Origin of the sequence: Mesorhizobium jarvisii, assembly GCF_003601985.1 — a bacterium.
Classification (GTDB): Bacteria; Pseudomonadota; Alphaproteobacteria; order Rhizobiales; family Rhizobiaceae; genus Mesorhizobium; species Mesorhizobium jarvisii.
Genome location: NZ_QZXA01000001.1, coordinates 751,389 through 765,564, shown reverse-complemented (window position 1 = coordinate 765,564; position 14,176 = coordinate 751,389). Strand labels below are relative to the sequence as shown.

Annotated in this window: 16 protein-coding genes and 1 pseudogene; 9 read left to right on the top strand and 8 right to left on the bottom strand. The window is 63.3% G+C overall.

The annotated features are described in order from the left end of the window. Positions 1–5: 5 nt before the first annotated feature. From cyoC to D3242_RS03625, 7 genes are all read left to right on the top strand, one after another. A complete protein-coding gene (gene cyoC / locus D3242_RS03655) occupies positions 6–632 on the top strand; it encodes a cytochrome o ubiquinol oxidase subunit III (protein WP_064986410.1) in 627 nt (208 codons plus the stop codon). Continuing rightward, complete coding sequence (cyoD, locus tag D3242_RS03650; protein WP_038644851.1) at positions 629–1,006, top strand: cytochrome o ubiquinol oxidase subunit IV; 378 nt, start codon at positions 629–631, stop codon at positions 1,004–1,006. Before cyoC ends, cyoD begins: the two co-directional genes overlap by 4 nt. Continuing rightward, positions 1,003–1,818: an SURF1 family protein gene (locus D3242_RS03645; RefSeq protein ID WP_081296251.1), complete on the top strand. Its 816-nt coding sequence runs from the start codon at positions 1,003–1,005 to the stop codon at positions 1,816–1,818. Before cyoD ends, D3242_RS03645 begins: the two co-directional genes overlap by 4 nt. Beyond that, the gene (locus D3242_RS03640; protein WP_064986412.1) at positions 1,815–3,167 is read left to right on the top strand and encodes an ATP-binding protein; all 1,353 of its coding nucleotides are present in this window, start codon (positions 1,815–1,817) and stop codon (positions 3,165–3,167) included. Before D3242_RS03645 ends, D3242_RS03640 begins: the two co-directional genes overlap by 4 nt. Continuing rightward, positions 3,157–3,693, top strand: a complete 537-nt coding sequence (locus D3242_RS03635) for a response regulator transcription factor (RefSeq protein ID WP_027047188.1) — start codon at positions 3,157–3,159, stop codon at positions 3,691–3,693. Before D3242_RS03640 ends, D3242_RS03635 begins: the two co-directional genes overlap by 11 nt. Positions 3,694–4,010: 317 nt before the next feature. Further along, positions 4,011–4,619, top strand: coding sequence for a cysteine hydrolase family protein (locus tag D3242_RS03630; protein ID WP_027047187.1), 609 nt, complete (start codon positions 4,011–4,013; stop codon positions 4,617–4,619). 102 nt (positions 4,620–4,721) lie between these two features. Next, the gene (locus tag D3242_RS03625; protein ID WP_064986414.1) at positions 4,722–5,984 is read left to right on the top strand and encodes a DUF763 domain-containing protein; all 1,263 of its coding nucleotides are present in this window, start codon (positions 4,722–4,724) and stop codon (positions 5,982–5,984) included. Positions 5,985–6,019: 35 nt separating this feature from the next. Here D3242_RS03625 and D3242_RS03620 read toward each other — a convergent pair. The 5 genes and pseudogenes from D3242_RS03620 to D3242_RS03600 form a co-directional block, all read right to left on the bottom strand. Next, positions 6,020–6,463: pseudogene (locus D3242_RS03620) on the bottom strand (PPC domain-containing DNA-binding protein). Between the two features lie 56 nt (positions 6,464–6,519). Further along, on the bottom strand, positions 6,520–6,837 hold the full coding sequence (locus tag D3242_RS03615) for a hypothetical protein (RefSeq protein ID WP_019860061.1): 318 nt from the start codon (positions 6,835–6,837) through the stop codon (positions 6,520–6,522). Between the two features lie 101 nt (positions 6,838–6,938). Continuing rightward, a complete protein-coding gene (locus D3242_RS03610) occupies positions 6,939–8,651 on the bottom strand; it encodes an HAD family hydrolase (protein ID WP_064986416.1) in 1,713 nt (570 codons plus the stop codon). A 10-nt stretch (positions 8,652–8,661) separates the two neighbouring features. Further along, positions 8,662–9,627 (bottom strand): SDR family oxidoreductase, encoded by a 966-nt coding sequence (locus D3242_RS03605; RefSeq protein WP_064986502.1) that lies wholly within the window; start codon positions 9,625–9,627, stop codon positions 8,662–8,664. A 79-nt stretch (positions 9,628–9,706) separates the two neighbouring features. After that, the gene (locus tag D3242_RS03600) at positions 9,707–9,973 is read right to left on the bottom strand and encodes a KTSC domain-containing protein (RefSeq protein WP_019860058.1); all 267 of its coding nucleotides are present in this window, start codon (positions 9,971–9,973) and stop codon (positions 9,707–9,709) included. 68 nt (positions 9,974–10,041) lie between these two features. Here D3242_RS03600 and D3242_RS03595 point away from each other — a divergent pair, with 68 nt between their 5' ends. Next, positions 10,042–10,656, top strand: coding sequence for an alpha-ketoglutarate-dependent dioxygenase AlkB (locus D3242_RS03595; protein ID WP_019860057.1), 615 nt, complete (start codon positions 10,042–10,044; stop codon positions 10,654–10,656). Between the two features lie 42 nt (positions 10,657–10,698). Here the strand turns inward: D3242_RS03595 and D3242_RS03590 are convergent, their stop codons facing one another. After that, positions 10,699–11,484: an SDR family NAD(P)-dependent oxidoreductase gene (locus D3242_RS03590; protein ID WP_019860056.1), complete on the bottom strand. Its 786-nt coding sequence runs from the start codon at positions 11,482–11,484 to the stop codon at positions 10,699–10,701. 101 nt (positions 11,485–11,585) lie between these two features. On the opposite strand from D3242_RS03590, the gene uxuA reads away from it, so the two are divergent. Beyond that, complete coding sequence (gene uxuA, locus D3242_RS03585) at positions 11,586–12,770, top strand: mannonate dehydratase (RefSeq protein ID WP_064986418.1); 1,185 nt, start codon at positions 11,586–11,588, stop codon at positions 12,768–12,770. Positions 12,771–12,777: 7 nt separating this feature from the next. On the opposite strand, the gene D3242_RS03580 is transcribed toward uxuA, so the two are convergent. Together D3242_RS03580 and D3242_RS03575 are read right to left on the bottom strand one after the other, a co-directional pair. Beyond that, on the bottom strand, positions 12,778–13,635 hold the full coding sequence (locus D3242_RS03580; RefSeq protein WP_038644866.1) for a sigma-70 family RNA polymerase sigma factor: 858 nt from the start codon (positions 13,633–13,635) through the stop codon (positions 12,778–12,780). Continuing rightward, entirely contained in the window at positions 13,635–14,063 is a 429-nt protein-coding gene (locus tag D3242_RS03575) for a carboxymuconolactone decarboxylase family protein (protein ID WP_064986504.1), read from the bottom strand. The genes D3242_RS03580 and D3242_RS03575 overlap by 1 nt, the downstream gene beginning before the upstream one ends. Positions 14,064–14,176 lie beyond the last annotated feature (113 nt).

Genomic DNA, 14,176 nt, shown 5'->3' with positions numbered 1-14,176 from the left:
TGAGCATGGCTTCGAGTGTAACCACGGCCGGCACCGGACCGGTCTTCCACCTGGAAGAAGAGCATGCGCATGCCGAAGGCAGCAGCACCATGCTCGGCTTCTGGCTCTATCTGATGAGCGACTGCCTGATCTTCGCCATGCTGTTCGCGGCCTATGGCGTGCTCGGCGGCAATTACGCGGCGGGACCCGCGCCGAAGGACCTGTTCGATCTCGATCTGGTGGCGGTCAACACCACCATGCTGCTCTTCTCCTCGATCACCTATGGCTTTGCCATGCTGACCATGGACAAAGGCCGCGTCGCGGCGACGCAAGCGTGGCTTGCCGTGACCGGCCTGTTCGGCCTGGCCTTCCTGTCGATCGAGCTCTACGAATTCGCCCACATGATCCATGAAGGCGCCACGCCGCAGCGCAGCGCCTTCCTGTCGTCTTTCTTCACGCTGGTCGGAACGCACGGGCTGCACGTCACCTTCGGCACCGTCTGGCTGGTGACGCTGATGACGCAGGTCGCCCGGTTCGGCCTCACCGAGGCCAACCGCCGCCGACTGATGTGCCTCTCGATGTTCTGGCATTTCCTCGACGTCGTCTGGATCGGCGTCTTCACCTTCGTCTATCTGATGGGAATGTTGCGATGAGCGCTCATGATCATGCCGAGGGTCACGGCCACGCCCATGGCGGCGCCGCGCACGGATCGTTCAAAGGCTATCTGATCGGCTTCGTCCTGTCGGTGATCCTGACCGCCATTCCGTTCTGGCTGGTCATGAGCGGCGCCATCGACAACAAGCAGGCCACGGCCATCGTCATCATGGCTTTCGCGGTGGTGCAGATCGTCGTCCACATGGTTTTCTTCCTGCACATGAACACCGCCTCGGAAGGCGGATGGTCGATGCTGGCGCTGATCTTCACGCTGATCCTGGTCGTCATCGTGCTGACCGGCTCGCTCTGGGTGATGTACCACCTCAACGCCAACATGATGCCGGGGCTTCACGACATGCGCGAGATGCCATGAGCCCGGCGCCGGGCGCGGGGAGGACCACTGCCGAAGTAAGGATCGGACAGGCCGGCATCAGCTTGCCCGCCGCGCCAGGAAAGGATGCCGGCAGGTGGTCCGCGTCGCGGCTTTTTCTCGCATTGCTCGGGCTCGTCGGCGTGGCGGTGTTCCTTGGGCTCGGCATTTGGCAGCTGGAAAGGCGGGTCTGGAAGCTCGACCTGATCGCCCGCGTCGACCAGCGCATCCATGCGCCGGTTGTCGATGCGCCGGGTCCGGCGGCATGGGGTGGCATGACCGCGGCCGGCGACGAGTATAGCCATGTGCGATTGGCCGGACGCTTTTTGGGCGGCAAGAACACGCTCGTGCAGGCGGTGACGGAGCTTGGCGGCGGCTATTGGGTGCTGACGCCGATGCGGACAGACCGTGGCTTCGTCGTGCTGGTCAACCGCGGCTTCATCCCACAGGGGCGCAAGGCCGAGTTCGAACAAGAGAGCGGCGGCCTCGGCTCGTCGACCGTCATTGACGGCCTGTTGCGCATGAGCGAGCGCGGCGGCGGCTTCCTGCGCAGCAACGATGCGGCGGGCAATCGCTGGTATTCGCGCGACGTCGTCGCCATCGCAGTCGCGCGCGGCTTGACGAACGACATCGCCCCTTATTTCGTCGATGCGGAAGCATCCGCGGGCTGGCCGCGCGGCGGCCTGACGGTCGTGACGTTCCGCAACAGCCACCTCGTCTATGCTTTGACCTGGTTCACGCTCGCTGCGATGCTTGCCGCGGCCTTGGCCGCGCCGATGATCGGCGCCCGCCAGCGGCAAGGACCGGCACGATGAGCGCCCCGACGCATACGCTTCGCAACGACAAATCCTTCGCGGCCGCATCGCTTGCGGGCAACGGCGGCACGGCCTCGGATCCCGACGCGGCGAACAGAAAAAACCTGCTCCTGCTCATCCAACTGCGTTGGCTGGCGGTGGCGGGTCAGGTGCTCACCATCCTGGTGACGCAATACTGGTTCGACATCCCGCTGCCACTGGGGGAGATGGCCGGGGTGGTGGTTTTCCTGGTCGGGCTGAACATCTTCAGCCTGCTCGCTTTGCGCGGCCAGCGGCCGATCAGCAACGCGCAGCTGTTCGTCGCGCTCATCTTCGACATGGCGGCGCTGACGACCCAGCTTTACCTCAGTGGCGGTGCCTCGAACCCGTTCGTGTCGCTCTATCTCTTGCAGATCACGCTTGGCGCCGCGCTTTTGACGCCCTGGTCCACCTGGAGCCTGGTGGCGGCCGCCTCCGCCTGCTTCGTCTTCCTCACCTTCCAGTTCCAGCCGATCGCCATCCCGCATCACGGCGGCAGCGACCTGCTGGCCCTGCATATCAGGGGCATGTTCATCTGCTTCGTGCTGGCGGCCGGCCTGATCGTCATCTTCATGACGCGCATCAACCGCAATCTGCGCGAACGCGATGCCTATCTCGCCGATCTGCGCCAGCACTCGGCCGAGGAGGACCACATCGTGCGCATGGGCTTGCTGGCCTCCGGTGCCGCGCATGAGTTGGGCACGCCGCTGTCGACCATCTCCGTCATCCTCTCCGACTGGCGCCAGATCCGCAGCGTCACCCGCAACCGCGAATTGGCCGGGGACGTCGCCGAAATGCAGGCGCAGATCGAACGCTGCAAAAGCATCGTCTCGGGCATCCTGATGTCGTCGGGGCAGGCACGGGGCGAGGGCACGATCCGCACCAGCATCCGTCATTTCCTCGACGATCTGGTCCAGGAATGGCGGGTCAGCCGCCAGCCGCTCAATCTGGAGTACAAGAACGATTTCGAACCTGACGAGCAGATCGTCTCCGACACGGCGCTGAAGCAGGTCATCTTCAATGTGTTCGACAATGCTCTGGAGGCATCGCAGGATTGGGTCGGGGTCGCCGCCGGGCGGCAGGGCGAGAAACTGGTGATTTCGGTGCGCGACCGCGGGCCGGGCTTTGACGAGGATATTCTGGCTGCACTCGGCCAGCCCTATATGTCGAGCAAGGGAAGGCCCGGCGGCGGCCTTGGCCTTTTCCTCGTCGTCAACGTGGTTCGAAAGCTGGGAGGCGACTTTTCGGCGCGCAACATGGAGCAGGGCGCCTGTGTTACGCTCTCGTTGCCGCTCGCGGCCCTGACCGATGGAGATGATCATGAGGCCTGATCGATCCCTGTTTATCGTCGAGGACGACGCCACCTTCGCGAAGACGCTGAAACGCTCTTTCGAAAAGCGCGACTACGACGTCGTGGTCTGCCACGGCAGGGAAGAGTTGCTCGGCGCCCTCGAAACGGCGGTTCCTTCCTACGCCGTCGTCGATCTCAAGCTTGGCGCCGGGGGCTCGGGGCTGGAATGCGTGAAACTGCTCAGCGCCCGCGATGCGTCGATGAGGATCGTCGTGCTGACCGGCTTCGCCAGCATCGCCACTGCGGTCGAGGCGATCAAGCTTGGCGCATGTCATTATCTGGCCAAGCCCGCCAACACCGACGATATCGAAGCCGCCTTCGGCCGGGCCGAGGGCGATGTCTCGGTTTCCGTCAGCAATCGTCCCACCTCGATCAAGAACCTCGAATGGGAGCGTATCCACGAGACGCTCGTCGAGACCGGCTTCAACATCTCCGAAACCGCGCGCCGGCTCGGCCTGCACCGACGCACTTTGGCTCGCAAGCTCGAGAAACGCGTGGTGAGGTAGGCTCAACCGTCGTTCTTCAGTGTCGTGGTGCGGCAGGTCTATTCCGCAGCAAACCCAGATAAGCCGCTGGCTTGATCCATAATTGTAGTGGGGCTGTCACGAGGCCGGATCGTCGAACGTGCCGACATGCATCGCTACCTTGGTTGGGCGATGCATCGTAGGTCGGGCTGAGCGGCGATCCACAGGCTGAACGCGTCGACCAATCGCGTTGGTTGCCGCCGGTCCACCAGGAACGAGTCCTGGCTTATGGCGTTCCCGTGTCCTGGGCAGCAATGGGAGAAGTCCATGAGAAGACACCACCAGCTGGATATTCTTTGATGTCGGTGCCGGGCTTGGCATATGGGCCGTTGGGTCACGGCTGCATGCATGTCTGCGTGGATATGCAGCGGCTGTTCGCGGAACCGTCGCCGTGGGCGACGCCCTGGATCACGCGTGTCCTCCCTCAGATTGAGAGGCTCGTTGAAAGACGGGCAGAACAGACGGTCTTCACGCGCTTCCTTCCCGCGCAGAGGGCGGGGCAGGGTGTCGGGGCATGGAAGCGCTACTATGAGCGCTGGTCTTCGATGGCGATCGACAATATCGGCCCGGAAATGGTCGAGCTGTTGCCGTCATTGGCTGCTTGCTGTCCGCCGGCGGCGGTCATCGACAAGCATATTTATTCGCCCTGGTTTGAAGGCCGTCTGCGAGCCTTTCTGATGGAACACGAGATCGATACGCTGGTCATCACCGGCGGTGAAACCGACGTGTGCGTACTGGCCACAGTGCTCGGCGCCATCGATTTCGGCTACCGTGTCGTTCTCGTCACGGACGCGCTGTGCAGTTCTTCCGATGCAACGCATGACGCCCTGCTCACCGTCTATCACCAACGTTTCGCGCAGCAGGTCGAGACGGTCGAGATGGAGACGGTTCTTTCAAACTGGACTTGAATGTCACCAGGCGTCGAGGAGGCAGAAGCATCAGGTGCTTCTTCGCGCGGGCTCGGATACCTATCTGTCGAGACAAGACAGAGATCGGAACAGGCAACGGAATTGGCGCAACGATCGGGCAGTGCTGATCTTCCACTTCACGGCGGACGCGTGCCGAAATGGCTCGGCGACCGCATGACGCGCCTTGGCGCCGTGATGTGCGAGGCGATCATCCATCATTATGGCCGCAACGAGCTGCTGCGGCGTCTGGCGCATCCCTTCTGGTTCCAGTCCTTCGGTGCCGTCATGGGCATGGACTGGCACTCGTCCGGCATCACGACCAGCGTCGTCGGCGCCTTGAAACGCGGTCTGACGCCGCTGTCGGGCGAACTCGGCATTCATGTCTGCGGCGGCCGTGGCGCCCACTCGCGCAAAACCCCGCATGAGTTGGCCGCCATCGGCGAGCGCATCGGCTTCGACGGAACCCGCCTGGCAAGCGTCAGCCGGCTTGTCGCCAAGGTGGACAGTGCCGCCGTCCAGGATGGGTTCGACCTCTATCTGCACGGCTTCATCGTCACCGATGACGGCGACTGGGTGGTGGTGCAGCAAGGCATGAACGGCGACAGCAAGGTGGCGCGCCGCTACCATTGGCTGTCCGAAGGTTTGAAGAGTTTCGTCGATCAGCCGCACGCCGCCATCGAGGGCGCCAACCAGGGCGAGATCGTCAACCTGACCGACCATCGTGCCGAGGCCTCGCGCCAGGGACAGCTGGACCTGCTCCAGGATCTCGGCCCGGACCGCATCCTGCGCGAATTCGCTGCCCTGGATGCCGGCACAGCGGCGGCTCCCGAACAGCCGATGCTGCCGCATCTGATCATGCCGGCTCACCATGATGTGCGCGAAAGCGACATCGTCATGCGCCGCCTGCATGGAAACATGGCCGCCGCCGCCGAACGCGGCCCGGCGGATTTCTCCGAACTTCTTCTGGTTCCTGGCGTGGGCGCGCGCACGGTGCGCGCGCTGGCGCTGGTCGCCGAAGTGGTGCATGGCGCGCCGTGCCGGTTTTCGGATCCGGGCCGGTTTTCAATCGCCCATGGCGGCAAGGACAGGCACCCGTTCCCCGTTCCGCTCAAGGTCTATGATGAGACGATCGGCGTGCTGAAGTCGGCTGTGCAGAAAGCCAGGCTTGGCCGCGAGGAGGAAATCGGCGCGTTGAAGCGGCTCGACGATCAGTCGCGGCAGGTCGAACGATATGTCACCGGCCCCAGCCTGAAGGAAATCGTTGCCGGCGAATTCGACCAGTCGCACCTGCTTGGCGGCCGCAGTGTCTTTGGCTGGGAGCCGCCGCCGGACAAGGCACCGACGGAGTTGGACAAGAAGGCATGACAGGGGCAGGCTGAACTCCGCAGTCGGGCTCGAAATCAACCGTCCAGATCGATCAACGCAACGCCCAATTCCGGACGCCTGCTACGGCGCAGATGGCCGGGCGCCTCCACCAGGGTCACTTCCAGCGTCGGTCGCACCATGGCCTGAAGCAGGTGTCCACGCCGGGTCGTGCCCTCGCTCAATCCCAACACCGTATGAACGTGGAGGCTGGGCTTGCCGTCATCGCCCAGCGCCACATCGCCGATGGCGCACGGAACTTCGCATTGTTCGTCGATCGGGATTTTGCGTTAAGTCTTCGCATTGGGGTCGAACCAGCCCACGATCGCTCTTTCAAAGGCGCCGATCGCTGTCAGGGAAGCACTGTCGACTCCTTGGTCGATCGCGAAGGCGGTCAGCGCGGCGAATGCTTCTTCGCCGGGGTCGAGCACCACGACAAATGTTCGCTGTCCACCGGCCTCGCTGACGAGCCGCGATTTCATGCCTGTGCCCTCATCATGTTGGTCTTTCAGGACAGACCAAAGGGTGTTTGTCGACGTCAATGGGCATGGTGCTCGGCATTCCGCTTGCGCGTTGCCGCGGCCTTCCTCGCCGATTCCGACCGACTTGCAGCTGGGCGCGCGGCTGACGCCTTGCCGCCGCTTTTGCCGCCCTTGTGTGCCGCCGGGTGGCCGGTGTGCTTGCCGCGCCCGGAGCCGCCTTCTTTCTTGCCGCCGCCATCATCCTTGTTGACGGTCGCCCAGGCGCGGCGTTCGGCCTCCTTCTCGGAGACGCCGCGCTTCTCATAGCCTTCCGCAATGTGGTCGGCTTTGCGTTCCTGCTTGTCGGTGTATTTCGATTTGTCGCCTCGTGGCATGGCCGTATCTCCTGTTGAACAGGGTCTGAACGTGAAGCCGCCGGGTGAGTTCCAACCGATGCCTGAAAGGCTCATGGACAGGCGGAGCGACACGTTGCGCGCTAGTCTTCCGGTGCCGTGGCGGGAGCCGTGTAGCGGCGGCGCACTGCTTCCAGCACATGCTTGCGGCTCTCCTCGGCGGAGAGCTTTTTATCGTTCTCCGCCTCGGCGGTTTCGCGCGCCAGATCCTTGTCTCTGATCTGGTTGCGGAACCATTTGGAATAGTCGCCGGCACGCAGGTGGAACTCCCAGGTCCTGTCGTCGATGCCCTCGGCGATCTGAGCGAAAATCATCAGATTATGGGCCCTGAGGTTCATCGCATCGTCCGGGCCGTGGAAATAGAAACTGCCCGCCTCGTCGAGTTGCCCCTCGGCATATTTGCGGCTGTGCCGCTTAAGGGATTGACGCGGCTCGATGACCTTGACCACGGCGATCTTCTTGCGTTTCTGCGGTCGCCAGAACAGCACGCGCTCGCCCTTGGGCGGGGCCATGTCCTTGGGCGGGTCGATGCCGGTCTCGCTGCAGTAGGCCTTGACGACATCCTTCGCCTTGGGGCCAAGGGCGATGATGGCGGTCACCAGGCGCAACGCGTCGGTCGAGATCGCTTTGGGATGCACTGTGATCAGCACCGTGCCCGGCAATTCCAGGGACAGGATCGTGCGCGTGTCATCGCGTCGTTTGGGCAGAAGATGGTGCGCTTCGTCGATGACGAGCCAGTGTGGCCTGGCCGTTCGACGTCGAAAACTGCCGAGGCCAGGCAGCAGGTCAGCAAAGAAATCTGGGCGTTCATTGACGCGCAGCGCCAATCCATTGATGACGACATTGCTGTCGGCTTTCTCGATGAGGTCCAGCACTTGCGCCTTGGTCGGCGCGCTTGAGCCGTCGCCCAGACGCACGGCGCCTTCGAGGCCGTCATAATCGCCTTCGGGATCGAAGATGCAGAATTGAAACCCGCTCTCGACGAAGCGTTCCGTCAGCGCGGTGGCCAGGGTGGACTTGCCAATGCCGGAGCTGCCGGCGATGAGGACCGTGTCGGTTGGCGACAGATAGATATCGTCGCCGCCGGCGGAGCCCAGCACGATGCCGTCATGCCGCCTTGGCAGGATGTCGTGATCGCGTTTGATTAGCCTGTCGATGAGCTCCTCCACGCCTTTCCCGCGTGCGCCACGCGTGACCATATCCGCTGTGGTCTTGACCGCGGGAATCGCATTGTCGACGGCGACGCTGCAGCCGCAGGCCTTCAAGAAGGCATGGTCGTTCTCGGCGTCGCCGACACCGACCACATTGTGTGGCGACAGCCGGAGATCCTGCAGCGCCGCGGCCAGCCCGGTGGCCTTGTTGATGCCGCTCGGCAGGATCATCACCGCGCCCTTGTTAAAGATGATTTCGAGTTCGAGCCCCATCTTCTTGATGGTTTCGAGCACCGTGGCCTGATGCGGCTCCCAGGTCGCGACGATCGACCGGCCGACCGACAGCGGCTTGACGCCCTGCTTCTTCAGTCTGGAGACGAATTCGGCTTCCGGCGATGGTGAGATGACCCGCTCTTCCTCACTGGCCGGCGTGTAGATCAGCGCTCCGTTCTCGGCGACGACCTTGTCGAACAGGCCGATCTCGGGAAAGACGCGCTTGAGGTCAGGCAGCTCGCGCCCGGTCACAAGAATGAGCTTGCGGCCGCTTTTCTTGAACCGCTCCAGCGCGGCAAGAGTCTTCTTCGAGACGATCCCGTCATGCGCCAGCGTGCCGTCGTAGTCCGTCGCCAATGCGATGAAATACATTGCACGGACCTCAGTAGCCGCCGACCACGGGCAATATCTCGCCGGTGATGTAGCTCGAGCAATGCGGCGAGGCGAGAAACACATAGGCCGGTGCGAGTTCTTCCGGCTGCGCCGGCCGCTTCATCGGTGTATCCGCGCCGAACTTCGAAACGTCATCGGCTTCCTTGTCCGAAGGGTTGAGCGGGGTCCATACCGGACCCGGTGCAACCGCGTTCACCCGGATGCCCTTGCCGAGAAGATTGCCGGAGAGGGCGCGGGTGAAGGCATGGATGCCTCCCTTGGTCATGGAGTAGTCGACCAGCGCCTTCGACCCGTCTATGCCGGTGACCGAACCGGTGTTGATGATGGCCGAGCCCGGCTTCATATGCGGCACGGCTTCCTGTGCCATATGGAAATAGCCGTAGAGGTTGGTCTTCAGCGTCGTGTCGAAATGCTCTTCGGTCAGTTCGGCGAACTCGCTTGAATGAATCTGGAATGCCGCATTGTTGACCAGCACGTCGATGCGCCCGAATGCCTTGACCGTTTGCGCCACCGCGTTGCGGCATTGGTCGCGTTCGCTGACGTCTGCCTTCACCAGGATACAGCGCCGTCCTTCCGCTTCGACGGCGGATTTTGTCGCCTTGGCATCCCTGTCCTCGGCCAGATAGACAATCGCAATGTCAGCGCCCTCGCGGGCGAACAGAACCGCCACCGAACGGCCGATGCCGGAATCGCCGCCGGTGATGAGAGCGACTTTGTCTTCGAGTTTTTTCGATCCGAGATAGAAGGGCGCATCGTAGAGCGGCGCCGGGTCGATCGCCCATTCATCCCCCGGCTTGGGATGATGTTGCTCGGGAAAGGGTGGCTCCGGATATTTTCGGGCGCCGGCCTGCATGGCGTGCTGGCCCTTGCCGTTGCCTTTCGATTTGTCCCTGGCATCGATGCCACGCTGGATGCGACGCTGCTTGGCGGCTTCGCTGGCTGTCTTGCTCTGCATGTCTGTCTCCTCGGCTTCGAGGAAGAACAACGCGCGTCGGACGAAAAGGTTTGCGCAAAAGACGATCTTGCCGCCAGCGTCATGCCACGCGGCGGTAGCTGTAGTGATCCCTGATGAATTCATTGAAGAAGCGGCCTTTCGAGGCAGCCTTCCTGAAAGCGGCATAGGTTGCCGGGGCAACGTCCGCATAGTCGTAGCGATGGCCGCTCGGCACGAACCAGACGGAGAGGATTCTGGTCGCGGGATCGTATTGTGTGCTCCGGATCGCGGTCGACGGCATGTTGGCAACCTGACTGCTCAGCCAGATAAATCCGCCAGAAATGGTCCGGTTCCCTGCCTTTGCCATTGCACTATCTGCCGCGCACGGGGAGCCTCGATATTGCTCTGCGGCACGGCCCTCACCATCTAGGCGGGATGTCGTCACTCAAATCGAAAGCCACCGGTCGCACTCCGGCATTCCAGCATGATCTCTTTGGTGCCGCGCAGGATCTGCCCGAAGGTTTTGCCTACCAGCCCGGATTGATCACGCCGCAGGAAGAGGCGGAGCTTGCCGGGCATCTCGAGGGACTGCCGTTCCAGGCGTTCGATTTCCACGGCCATCTGGCAAACCGGCGTGTCGTCGGGTTTGGCCTGCGCTACGATTATGACCGGCGCGAAGTGGTCGAGGCGCTGCCGATCCCCGACTTCCTGCTGCCTGTGCGCGACAAGGTCGCGGCCCTTGCGCGCCGGCCTGCCGATGCTTTCGCGCAGGTGCTGATCAATGAATACCGGCCCGGCGCCGGTATTGGCTGGCATCGCGACAAGCCGCATTTCGAGGATGTCGCCGGTGTTTCGTTGCTGGCGCCCTGCAGTTTCCGGCTGCGGCGAAAGAGCGGTGACGGATGGGAGCGCCGGACCATCATTGTAGAGCCAAGATCGGCCTATCTCATGACGGGACCTTCGCGCACGGAGTGGGAGCACAGCATTCCGCCGCTTGCCGAGCATCGCTACTCGATCACCCTGCGGACGCTGCGGTCACAAATCCCCTGAACATCACTCCGGCGATGAAAGGCCAGGCCGATTGCCGAGGCTCTACTTCACTCCGATGCCGGCGGTCAGGCCGCCGTCGATCTTGTAGTCGGCGCCGGTGCAGAAGCCGGCCTTGGACGAGCACAGGAAAGCGATCAACTCCGCCACTTCCTCCGGCTCGCCGATGCGGCCAAGCGGATGAGCCGCGCCGAAGCGCTTGTAGGCTTCCTCGACATCGGCGTCGCTGCCGTGGTCGCCACGCGCGGCCTTCTCCAGGATGGGCGTGCGGATCGAGCCCGGGCTGACCGAATTCACCCTTATGCCTGCTGCCGCGTAGTCGAGCGCCAGTGAGCGTGTCAGCGTATGGATGGCGCCCTTGGTCGTGGCATAGGCGGCGACATTCTGCTGGCAGGCGAAGCCCTGCACCGAAGCGACGTTGACGATGGCGCCGCCGCCGCGCTTGATCATTTCCGGAATGCCGAAATGTGCGGTCAGGTAGATCGAGCCGACATTGACCGTCATCGCCCGGTTCCAGGTTTCCCAATCGGTCGTCGTCGCGGTTCCGTACGGATGGACCGCGGCGGAATTGACGATGACGTCGATGCCGCCGAATCGTTTGACGCCGGCCGCGACCGCGTCACGCACCTGGTCGGAAACGGACACGTCGACTGTTTGCACCAGCGCGTCCGCTCTGGCCTTGGCAAGGCTTTCCTGCATGGCGGTATTGGCGGCCCGATCGATGCCGCAGGCGATGATCGCCGCACCGCCCTGCGCCAGCCGCCTTGCGGTAGCGAGCGCGATGCCGGTCGTCCCCGTTACCAATGCCACCTTGCCGTCGAAATCCTTCATCGCGGGAGCTCCTTCATGCGCTATCAAAACGTGGTTCTGAGTTTGACACTCATCGGTGTCAAACAATAGGTTGCCGGTCTCTCGCAAAAAGGAAAGTTGCAATGGAACAGTGCTGGCGCTGGTATGGTCCGGATGATCCGGTGACACTCGATCATGTCAGACAGGCTGGCGCCACCGGCGTGGTTTCGGCGCTTCACCACATCTACGACGGCAGAGCCTGGCCCGAAGCCGATGTGCTCGAGCGCAAACGGATCATCGAGGCTGCAGGCCTGACATGGTCGGTGGTCGAAAGCATCCCGGTCCACAATTCCTTCAAGATCGGCGCGCCGGAACGCGAGCGCTACGCCGGCTACTATCGCGACAGCATCCGCACGCTCGCCAAGGCCGGCATCGAAACAATCTGCTACAATTTCATGCCGGTGGTGGACTGGACGCGCACCGACCTGATGTATCGCCTGCCGACTACCGGCTATGCCTTGCGTTTCGACGCCATCGATTTTGCCGCCTATGATCTTTTCGTGCTGCAGCGCAAGAACGGCGCCGCCAGCTATACGCCGGCGCGGATCGCCGAAGCCGAGAAGCGGCTGAAGGCGTTGACGTCAGAGCAGGTCGATCAGATCGAGCGCAACCTCATCGCCGGCCTGCCAGCAACCGAGCGCAAATATGACCGCGACAGTTTCCGCGAGGCTCTGGCGGAGTATGACGGGATCGGGCCGAAGGAGTTGCGCGACAACCTCGCCTGGTTTCTGCGCGAGATCATTCCGGTCGCTGAAGAGGAGGGGGTGCGCATGTGCATCCATCCCGACGACCCGCCCTTTTCGCTCTATGGCCTGCCGCGCGTCGTTTCCACCGCGCAGGATGCGCGCTTCATCCTCAACGCCGTCGACAGCCCGGCCAATGGGCTGACCTTCTGCACCGGCTCCTACGGCACGCGCGCCGACAACGACATCGTCGCCATGGTCAAGGAATTCGCCGACCGCATCCATTTCGTCCATCTGCGCAACATCACCATCGAGGAGGACGGCTCGTTCTATGAAGCCGAGCATCTCGAGGGCGGCACCGACATGGCGCATGTCATCCTCGCTCTGATGCAGGAGGAGGCGCGCCGCCGCAAGGAGGGCCGTGCCGACTGGCGCATCCCGATGCGGCCGGACCACGGCCACCTTCTTGCCGACGACATCGGCAAGAAGAAGATCAATCCCGGCTACTCGCTGATCGGCCGGCTGAAGGGTCTCGCCGAGTTGCGTGGCATCATGCGCGCCGTGGAGCAGTTCGAGCTGGCCTGAGCGGCGCCTAGTGGAGATGTCTGAGCTTGTCGGGATTGCGCACGACATAGATGGCCGCGATCTTGCCGTCTTCGATGTCGAGTGCGGTGGTCTGGAATTCTCCATCGGCTTCCAGGGTGACGAACCCCGGCAACCCGTTGATGAAACCGACGCGGACAAGCTTCGAGCCATGCGTGCGCAACCAGGCCGCGACCTGTTCATACTGTCTCATGACGGCATCGAAGCCCAGGGCCGGCTGGGTGGCCGCCGGACGCTTGCCGCCACCGTCGGCATGGGCGATGACATCGGTCGCGAGCATGGCGCCAAGCGCCTTCATGTCGCCGCTGCGCGAGGCCGTGAAGAAGGCCTCGGCAAGCGCTAGGCCGCGTTGCCTTTCCACCGTGAAGCGGGGCCGCGCCTCGCGGACATGGCCACGCGCCCGGGCCGCCAGCTGGCGGCAGGCCGCCGGGTCGCGCTCGATGGCGGCCGCGACCTCGTCGAACCCAAGCCCGAACACATCGTGCAGCAGGAAGGCCGCACGCTCGAGCGGAGACAGGCGCTCCAGCACCAGCATCAGCGGCAAGGTGACGTCCTCCACCTCGTCCTCTTCCACAACGGGATCGGGAAGCCAGGGGCCGACATAGGTCTCGCGTTTGCGTCGCGCGGATTTGAGCTGGTCGAGACACAGCCGCGTCACCGTGCGGCGCAGGAATGCCTCGGGCTCGCGCACCGCGGCGCGGTCGGCCTTCATCCAGCGGATGAAGGCCTCCTGCACGACGTCCTCGGCGTCCGACACCGAACCCAGCATGCGGTAGGCGACGCGCATGAGCTTGGGGCGCAGCGGGCCGAAGCCCGCAGCGGCGTCGTCGGGCGCTGAGCTCGTCATCAGGCCGCGGCCACCCGGGCGGCCTTCACGGCAGCCGGGTCGGCATAGAGGCCGAAACCGACAGCGATACGGTTCCAGGCGTTGATGATGTTGATCGTCAAGGTGAGCTTGATCTGCTCCTCCTCCGTGAAATGCACCTTCAACTCGTCAAAGGCGCTTGCATGGCTGGTACCTTCCGAGAGTCGGGTCAAGGCCTCGGTCCAGCCAAGTGCCGCGCGTTCGCGGTCGCTGTAGCAGGGCGCCTCGCGCCAGGCCGGCAAAAGGTAAATGCGCTGCTCGGTTTCCCCGTTCTCACGCGCCTCGGTGGCGTGAAGATTGATGCAGTTGGCGTGCTCGAGACTGGCGGCGGCGGAGAGCTCGATCGAAGAGCGTTGCCAGTTCTTCATCAGCGAAGGGGCAGCGGCGAAGAGGTCGATTTTTGCAGTCATGGTGGGCTTCCTTCTGTTGGTGCCGACCACATGACGAAGCAGCATCTGCCAGTGTGACATGCACGCCAGAATTTTCGTCCGTTGATGCGCGTCATTCGGCGGCCCACCGTCTG